Source organism: Terriglobia bacterium, assembly GCA_036496425.1.
In the GTDB taxonomy this organism is placed as follows: domain Bacteria; phylum Acidobacteriota; class Terriglobia; order 20CM-2-55-15; family 20CM-2-55-15; genus 20CM-2-55-15.
In genome coordinates this window covers 1-8,485 of sequence record DASXLG010000264.1, presented here as the reverse complement: position 1 = coordinate 8,485, position 8,485 = coordinate 1, and the positions used below count along the sequence as shown (strand labels likewise).

Genomic DNA, 8,485 nt, shown 5'->3' with positions numbered 1-8,485 from the left:
CTCGTCACCGACGGCGCCGAAAAAGATATCGATGTCCGCAAGCTGAGCGATTACAAATCCTCGCTGATCGACACCAGGACCGCTATTGCAGAAACGCAGGCCCGCATCCGCCAGCTCGAGGCGCTTGGCAAATCGACTTCGCACCGCACGGTGAAAAGCGTTCGCACCGCTCCGAATGAAGCATTGAAAGATCTGCAGAACCAGCTCGTGACGCTTCAGATGAAGCACACGGAAATGCAAAGCAAGTTCAAAGACTCTTACCGCCCGCTGCAGGACCTCGAGAAGCAGATCGAGGACGTCAAGAACGCAATAGCAGAGGCCCGGAAAACGCCGCTCGTCGAACAGACGACGGATACGAATCCGGCCGGCGACTGGCTGACCGTCGAGCTCGCCAAGGCGCGTTCCGACCTCGCATCTCTCCAGGCCGGCACCAACGCTAAAGAACAGGCAGTGAAGGAGTATCGCTCGCTGGTGCTCGACCTGGATCAGAAGAACATCAAGCGCGAGGATCTGGTCCGCGAGCAGAAGACGGCGGAAGAAAAGTATCTGCTCTACCAGCGAAAGCAGGAGGAAGCGCGTATTGAGGAAGAGCTCGACAAACAGCGGATCGTAAACGTCGCGATCACGGAAGAGCCCTCCATACCGGTGCTGCCGGAGCCTGCACCGGTGCCGCTGAAATTCGGCTTCGTGTTCGCCGGATTGCTCAGCCTCGGCTTCGGCTTTGTTACGGATTATTACGACCGCTCATTCCGCACGCCTGAAGAAGTGGAGCGCCACCTCGGTCTACCGCTTCTGGCGGCCATGCCGCTTGTCGGCGATTCCACCAATTCGCAACAGGAGACGAACTCGCTATGACAGCGGCCCGAATCATCCAATTACTCGCTGAAGAAGAAACCAAACTGGTCGACCGGCTGTTTCCGGCGAACGCGAAGCGAATGAGTGTCGCTTTCACCGCGCCCGAACGCCGGAGTGGATGCAGCTGGCTGGTTTCCCGCATCGCGCAGCGGCTGGCCGAACGCGTCCCGGGTTCCGCCTGTGTCGTTGATGCGAACCTGCACTGGCCATCGCTCCACATGCTTTTCGGCATCCCGAACGAGCGTGGCCTGATTCAAGCCGCGATGCAGCCGGAGGAGCCGATCCGGAACTTTACGGCTGCTGTGCCGAATTCGAAGCTATGGCTCTTACCTTCGGGAGGCACCCTCTCCGAAGCCACCGGCGCCGTATCGCCGGAGGCGATGAAAGCGCGGATCGCGGAGCTGGCCCGGGACTTCGAATACATCCTGATCGATACGCCCGCCATGAAAGGCGGCGCCGATTCCGCAGGGGCCGGACGCCTGGCGAACGGCGTCGTCATCGTGGTCGCCGCGAACGCGAGCAGACGCGAAGCCGCCGTCAACACGAGGCTGGCGCTGGAAGCCGCGAATGTCCCGATCCTCGGCGCCGTGCTGAACCGGCGGACCTTCCCGATTCCGGACAGGATTTATCAATACCTGTAGAGAAGGGAAAAGGAACACAAGAGGCACAAGAAACACAAGATCTTGTGCTTCTTGTGCCTCTTGTGTTCCTTCCCTGTCTGCCTACTTGTCGGAGAAGACGAAATACAACGCGATGGGCGCAACCACCAGCAGCGTGGCCAGACCGCCCATCAACAATCCGAGTTCCGGCAGGCTGGTAAACGCTGCAAGCAGCTGGCGGACGAAGGGCAGCAGGCCGCCAATCAAAGCCGCCACAACGCCGGCGGCAGAGGCCGCAGCGAGCGACTGGACCAGCGTCATCGGGCGTTCGGCGGCGCGGACAGCTTCGCGGCGCGCGCGCAACTCGGCCTTCCACCAGACCAGGCCGGCGGACGGCACTCCGGCGGCGCAGACGGCAGCTTCCCTCTCTTCGTGAAGAGCTGTCGCCACGAACGCAACCTCCTTGCAAACCGGACACAACAGCGCATGCGCGCGCAGATCCGGATCGCAGGCTTCGGGCCAGCGGCCGGAGGTCACGGCTTCGACGATTTCATGTTCCCGGATGCATTCTTTCATTGCGCACCTCGCAGCAGCGAGGCGAGCTTCTGCCTCGCGCGAAACAGGAGAATCTTCATGCTGGTTGGCTTCACGCCCAGGCTTTCGGCAATCTCTTTGTGCGACAGCCCTTCGGCATATGCCAGCCAAAGCGCGTCGCGTTCACGCGGCTTCAGCTTCGCGAGGGCATTCGTCACATCGGCGCCCTGCGGATGATGCTGGGAGGCGTCGCGGGCTTCATAGTTTTCGGGGAGCTGGTCCTCTTTTCCCCTGCGAAAGTTGTCGTTCGCCAGATTGGTCGCGATCCGGAACAGGTAGTTCTTGCGATGGCTGTCGCTCTCGAATGGCGTCCGGACGCGGAGGAAACGGTAGTAGGTCTCCTGCAGGAGATCATCCGCGGTCTCCACGCTTCCGGTCTTACGGCACAGATAGACCCACAGCGGCCGAGCCGTTCGTTCGTATAGGGAGCGAAAGCTATCCTGGTCCATCTGAAGTGCGTCGTCGGCCTCATCGATGCCGGGTTGCAGTCGTTGGAGTTCGGAAAGCGTTATGTCGCGCATCTCATCTCTTTAGGTTGGAGGCGTCTGGGATGTTCCCTGAACGAGGCCCATGTTTCGCGCAATCATATATGAAGCCAGCGCGGACAGGATGAATCCCGTTCCGACCGCGATCCCGAGCACGCCCAGTACAAAGAACGGCTGCGCGGCTTCGGGTGCAATGTGGTCGCTGGCGTAGTTCAACCCGACCCCGGCCAATCCCACAACGAGTCCCGCCTGCACCGACCATAAGATCCGGTTCAGCGTCGGGCCCGCGGTGGCCGTCCCGGTGGCGATCGGAGCGAACTCGAGGAACTTCTTTCCGGCCGGACTCTGAATGTAGGCGAGGAGGTCCTCACTCGAGGTCAACCGGTTCATCAGGCTGGAGTGGATATCGGTTTGAGTGGTCATCATCCGCGCCCACCGGCGATATTCGATCATCGACCTTACGATCCAGGTTATTCCGCAAGCGATGGTGATAAACACAAGCGCGATGGTCATATCCTCCGCGACTTGCCGGGTGTTGCCGTTATCTCTCTGGCGATCGACGAGCACCGGCGCCACGACCGTTGAATTCCCGAAGAAAAAGGAGGCGTTATGCTCAAGCTCCGGATGATTCGCGACGAAAGTCGCGAGCGCCGAATACGGCGCAAGGTAATCCTTATTCGCGAGTAATGCCGGATCGGTCTGCAGAACCCGCCTGACCGACGGCGGATACTGATCGAGGAGCCGCTGCAGCTGCTGCTTCGTGGCCGAAGCATTCCCGTCCGCGAGTAAATCGAACCCCCGCGGACCTCGCTGCGCGCTTGCCGTTCCCATCTGCAGGCCGGCCGCGAGAATAACCGTGCTTATCACTGTCGCGTATCGTTTCATCACTCGTTATTACGGTAATGAGGCAGAAAGGTTAACGGGGCGGCGGGGCAGATCGGTGGGAAACGGAAATGCACTTGAAAGTTGGAAACTGTCAGCTGCAGGGCCGGGATGGAATCTGAAAGCTGGTAATTATCAGCTGATGCTGTTTTTCCGCTCCTTCAAAAATGTTTTTGTCGAGCTAACACATTCCTCCCATTGAGGTTGCCGCGCTTGCGCTTCCCGACCGCGCCGGCATACTTCGAGCTGGCCGCTACGGGTTCACTGGCTGGTGATCTGGCCGCGCACTCTTTTGAAAGCATCCTGCGTGATTGTGAACACCTCACCGGCGATGGTGATGTGTGCAGTTCTGGAAGTTCCTGTACTGTTTGCCGCCGTGGAGTACTGCACAGTGGTCGTTCCGGCGCCGGTGGTCGCTGAGGTAATCGTCAACCAGGCGGCGTCGCTCACCGCTTTCCAACCGAAACCGTTTACGGCAGTCTGAAGTTGGAAGCTACCGGATAGCGAACCTCCATTCAGTGAAAGAGACGCCGGTGTCATCGTGACGGGTGCGGCGATGGTGGACGTACTGCCGGTCACGTCTCCGGTTTCCACCACACCATTGCTGTAATGAATCACGACCGGCACCGCTCGATCATCGATGACCTGTTGGGTAAACTCCGCCGGGATCCCGTAGACCGCAAATTCCGGATGTTGATTCCAGCGGATGACCAGGTTGTTTTGCAGAGTCCCGCCATTCACTTCGCCAATCCAGATACCGGAGCGGCCGGAATCGGCGACGTAATTATTGAGGACATTGATATTGTTATTGGAAGCTGAGGTAGCGAAACCAAAATTCTGATTGTTGGTGGACGTAACGAGTATGGCGCCCAATGCGTCCTGACTACCGGTTCCCACTTCGCCGGGGCCAAGCGCGCCCTCGACTGCATTATTGCTGATCGTGATGTCATGGTCTGGCGGACTGGGATAGGCCTGCGTATCCTGTCTAATATCGATTCCGGACATACTGGTCCTGCGAATAACGTTTCGGGTGATCGTTATCCCTCGACCGCCGGTGACCCATATGCCCCGCCCCGTATAGATATCTTCAACCAGGTTGTCCTCAATTGTGGAACCCTGTCCCCGCATTGTTGGGCCACCGAAGGTCAGGAAGATTCCTGCTGGAAGATTCGCAGGCAGGTCTTGATCAAACGTCAGTTGAACTGACTCGTTGAAACCGGGGTTCGGGGGATCGGCAGGCACTTGCGAAATGATGGTCGGCCCCGGCGATTCGAGTGTTGTGACAGGATCGACAAAGTCCACGAGCGTGCCATTCGGAAACCGGGAGAAACCGCTCCGCGTGATCGTAAGCTGTCGTGCACCGGTCTTGCTGACGACGGTCCCCACAAGGCCACCGGCCGCTGTTATGGCGTCGTCGAGCGTGCCGGTCACGTAGCTGTTCTTAAGGTGATTGTTTTGACCAACCCCGAGATCGATGCCGTCGGCATTCGAGCCGATGAGCCCGGTTCCCGGTGTGGGCACGATGCGAACGTTGTCCACGGTGGAATTTGTCGCGAAATCAAAGTGAACGGCGTTAGCCGGAGCCCCGTAGATCGTGACATTCGAGATCGTTATCGCATTGCCCGAGAACGCCTCAATCGGGGGGCCGCAACAGAAAGGAGCGACCACGATCGTGTCGCCCGCCTGGAGCATGGAAAGCGTGGCGCTTTGTGTCCACGGCGTTCCATCCTGGGTTAACGCGATCTGATTTCCGGAGATCGGCATCGTGATCTTCATTCGAGCCGTTCCTGGAACGATGTGCCCGTTTCGGAACGGGACAGCCCAAACAAGCGGCGCGCCAAGACCGTTGAATGTTGACGGATCCGCAAAGCCGGGGATGGTTTGATAGGACAAAACCCGTGTCTGTGGGTTCACGGATGTCAATTGGACATGGGCCTGCGGTCGGTTGACAAAGTCGATCTTGAAATTGGTGAGCGTCACATTGTCGCTGTCAAACAATGCAATGCCGCTGACCGGTATCGCCGGCCCGGGAAAGTACAACGTGGACCCGGCAAGATCCATCGTCAAATTCTTATTATTTTTGCCGAAAATGAGAGTCGCGTTGGACTGCGTGTCCGACTTCAAATAGTAGGCGCCCGGGTCCAACGTCAGCACGCCTACGGTGTGAGATCCGGCGTAGTTGATCGCATTCTGGATTAGAGGCCTTGCGTCGAGAGCTGGATTATTCGGAACGAGGTTTTGACTTCCGAGTCCCAAAGCGACAAGGGATTGGCTCATGTTCAGTATGGGAGCGTCGAGGGTGACAGTCAGGGGCAGCGCCTGAGCATCGTTCAATGTAAATTGATTCGCGACGCCGAACCTGTCCGCGATCACCCAGACGTAGAAGGTGGCAGGAAACGTCGGCGCCGCCACAGTGGCACTTTGAGTCACCGACGCCCCGGCCGCCAGGGCCGGCGTGGGAAAACTCGCAAGATCCGTTCCGGCCGGCGACGACACCGATTGATTGATTCGCACCACCGTTGTGCTTGCCGCACTCGCGGCGGCAGTTCCGATATTCGCCAAGGTCCAACTAACGGTAACGAAGCCGGCCGGCGCAACCGCCGATGCGCTCAACGTGATGTTCCGGGGGATAAGGTCAGCGGCTGGATGCGTCGTCCCAAGGGCAATGCTGACAGCGGACCCGGCAGCGGCAGCAAGATCGGGCAGTCCGTCGCCGTTGAAATCGCCGGAAATAACATCCGACAACCCCGATCCCACTGTAACATCCGTCAGGGTTGCAAGCGCGCCGGCGCCGTTGTTGACCATCACGCTGGCGATGTTGGACGTCCAATTCGCGGCTACAATATCCGGCCGGCCGTCGCCGTTGAAATCTGCGATACTCAAACCGCGTGTACCACTCCCACCCTGGTTGGTGTTGTACGACTGATATGGCTGGAACGTGCCATTGCCGTTGCTCAACAAAATACCAACGGCATTTGGGGCACTCTGGCTTGTGGCGATCACATCTTCTTTCCCGTCGCCGTTCATGTCGGCGATTACGAGATGGTTCGGATTACCGGCATTCACAGGGATGGCAGTCTGAAAAGAGCCATTCCCGTTTCCCAACAAGATTCCGATTGTCCCGGCGGTACCGTTGGCCGCCGCGAGGTCGGGAATACCATCACTATTGAAATCTCCGATGGCCACACTGCGGCTTACCGGACCGGTGCTGCCTGTCCCATAAGCGACTCCCGTCTGAAACGTTCCGTCGCCTTTTCCGATAAAGACCGTCACCGTACTGTAGAGATTCTCCACGACGATGTCCGATTTGCCATCGAGATTGAAGTCTCCCACCGCGACGCTTTGGGGACTTGAACCTGAACCGAGCGAATAAGTGGCAGGTGAACCGAATGTTCCCGTTCCGGATCCAAAAAGTATTCGCAGCGATGCCGCATCGGTGGCGGCGATGGCCAGGTCCGTTTTGCCGTCGCCATTAAAGTCTCCCGTCGCAATGCCAGAAGGCCCGCTGCCGGCGTCATAGTCCACATGGCTCGCAAAGGTTCCGTTGCCTGCCCCGAGAAGAATACTGACCTTACTTACGGGGTACTGGATCACGGCCAGGTCCGCTTTGCCGTCTCCATTGAAGTCACCCATCGCCAGGTCGGACGTTCCGCCAGCAGTCGCATTCGCCACTGAAGAAGTAAAACCACCGACCGCCGCCGCACTGATAGTGAACGGCAACGGTGTCGAGCGGCTTGCCGTTATTGCAACCTGTCCGGAATAATAGGCTTGCAGCGATCGCTGGCCGGAACGCAGCAGCGAAGTGGAAAGCGATGCCTGACCGCCGGCAAGCGTTGCGACTCCAAGCACCGTTTCGCCGTCATAGAACGTCACCGTTCCTGTGGCCGAAGCTGGGCTGACTGCCGCAGTCAACGTGACTGTCTGGCCGAGTTGTGCCGCCGCTGAAGGAGAACTGACCAAAGTAGTGACCGAACTCAAGGTCGGCACGGCAATCAGGGAAACATCGTCGAAAAACGCTTCCGTTACGCTTGAAACCCAGGTTGTTGAAAGAACGATCTTCAGCGGCTGTCCAGCCGCAGCATTGGCCGGTCCACTGTTATAGACCAAGCTGTCCGTGCCGGAGCTGTTGTTGCCGAGGGGAAGGCCACCTGTCGACGAAAGCTGCGTGGAACCCGCCCACAACTGCAAGGAATAGTTCAAGGGTAGTCCCGAGCCACGCTTGCCTATATTGGCCGACAGTGTATAGGTCGTGTTGTTTTGAAGCGTATCGGACAGCGTCTGAGACAGCGAAACAGTCCCCGCCGCATTTATCTGCAAGTAGGCAATATTGGTGCCGGTCCACCATTTCGAGGTCCAATTGGCACTCCCGATTGTGGGAGCCAACCCTCCCGCCGCGGCACCGGTTGTGGTGGAGTTTGCAGTCCAGTTCGCAAGCGTTCCGGCGGTTGCAGCAACCGTTGAGCCCACGATCACATTGGAATATGGCCCGCTGCCGCTGTTAATCGATAACGTTGCTGTTTCGAACGACGCATTGGAAATCGTCACCGCTGCCGCCAGGACAGCCAGTGTCCCGATTCCCAGGACCAGAAGTAAAAAAGCCAGCTTGCGACCGTTAGACATTTGTGACCGTTAGAGTGCGCCAATGCATGCCGCGGCAGATTCGCACAAATCAAGATAAGGAATCAATAAAGTTCGGAAATCGTCCCGGCGTGCGGAAAAACCTGGCGAAAACGGCTTTGCCCAACGGAACGGGAGCGGAACACAAGAGGCACATAAAAGAGCACAAAAGGCACAAGAAGTGGGCTCGCGAATCGATCTTTTGTGCTTTTTGTGATCCTTTCCTTTTCGTTGGGCAAAGCCCCTCGTTGCAGGAGAATTGCTTTGGGTTCTTAGTGGGCGGTATAGGGCTCGAACCTATGACCTTTCGGGTGTAAACCGAATGCTCTTCCGATTGAGCTAACCGCCCGAGATTGATTCAGAAGCACTTACAAATTCAGACAAATTGATTTTAGCCAAAATGTGGGGGTTTTGTACGGCTTTCATTTTCATTTTTCCGCCCGCTTGCAAGCG

The 8,485-nt window shown here is 58.0% G+C and carries 6 protein-coding genes and 1 tRNA gene; 2 read left to right on the top strand and 5 right to left on the bottom strand.

Annotated elements, in window-relative coordinates; all coding sequences use genetic code 11:
* The coding region (locus VGK48_19175; GenBank protein HEY2383302.1) for a hypothetical protein at positions 1-855 on the top strand (855 nt) is incomplete at its 5' end.
* Positions 852-1,496, top strand: coding sequence for a CpsD/CapB family tyrosine-protein kinase (locus VGK48_19170; protein HEY2383301.1), 645 nt, complete (start codon positions 852-854; stop codon positions 1,494-1,496). The genes VGK48_19175 and VGK48_19170, both read left to right, overlap by 4 nt.
* An 81-nt stretch (positions 1,497-1,577) precedes the next feature.
* Here VGK48_19170 and VGK48_19165 read toward each other — a convergent pair whose 3' ends face one another.
* The 5 genes from VGK48_19165 to VGK48_19145 form a co-directional block, all read right to left on the bottom strand.
* Positions 1,578-2,030 carry a hypothetical protein gene (locus tag VGK48_19165; protein HEY2383300.1) on the bottom strand — a complete coding sequence of 151 codons (453 nt, stop codon included), beginning with the start codon at positions 2,028-2,030 and terminating at the stop codon, positions 1,578-1,580.
* A complete protein-coding gene (locus VGK48_19160; protein ID HEY2383299.1) occupies positions 2,027-2,569 on the bottom strand; it encodes an RNA polymerase sigma factor in 543 nt (180 codons plus the stop codon). The genes VGK48_19165 and VGK48_19160 overlap by 4 nt, the downstream gene beginning before the upstream one ends.
* Before the next feature lie 9 nt (positions 2,570-2,578).
* Positions 2,579-3,418, bottom strand: coding sequence for a hypothetical protein (locus VGK48_19155; GenBank protein ID HEY2383298.1), 840 nt, complete (start codon positions 3,416-3,418; stop codon positions 2,579-2,581).
* A 258-nt stretch (positions 3,419-3,676) separates the two neighbouring features.
* Complete coding sequence (locus tag VGK48_19150) at positions 3,677-8,035, bottom strand: FG-GAP-like repeat-containing protein (GenBank protein HEY2383297.1); 4,359 nt, start codon at positions 8,033-8,035, stop codon at positions 3,677-3,679.
* Positions 8,036-8,308: 273 nt separating this feature from the next.
* Positions 8,309-8,381: transfer RNA gene (locus VGK48_19145), tRNA-Val, on the bottom strand.
* Between the last annotated feature and the right edge of the window lie 104 nt (positions 8,382-8,485).

Excerpts from the sequence above, each read along its gene's own strand:
- VGK48_19155 (HEY2383298.1), bottom strand. The coding sequence starts at position 3,418 with ATGAAACGATACGCGACAGTGATAAGCACGGTTATTCTCGCGGCCGGC.
- VGK48_19150 (HEY2383297.1), bottom strand. The coding sequence starts at position 8,035 with ATGTCTAACGGTCGCAAGCTGGCTTTTTTACTTCTGGTCCTGGGAATC.
- VGK48_19165 (HEY2383300.1), bottom strand. The coding sequence starts at position 2,030 with ATGAAAGAATGCATCCGGGAACATGAAATCGTCGAAGCCGTGACCTCC.
- VGK48_19160 (HEY2383299.1), bottom strand. The coding sequence starts at position 2,569 with ATGCGCGACATAACGCTTTCCGAACTCCAACGACTGCAACCCGGCATC.
- VGK48_19170 (HEY2383301.1), top strand. The coding sequence starts at position 852 with ATGACAGCGGCCCGAATCATCCAATTACTCGCTGAAGAAGAAACCAAA.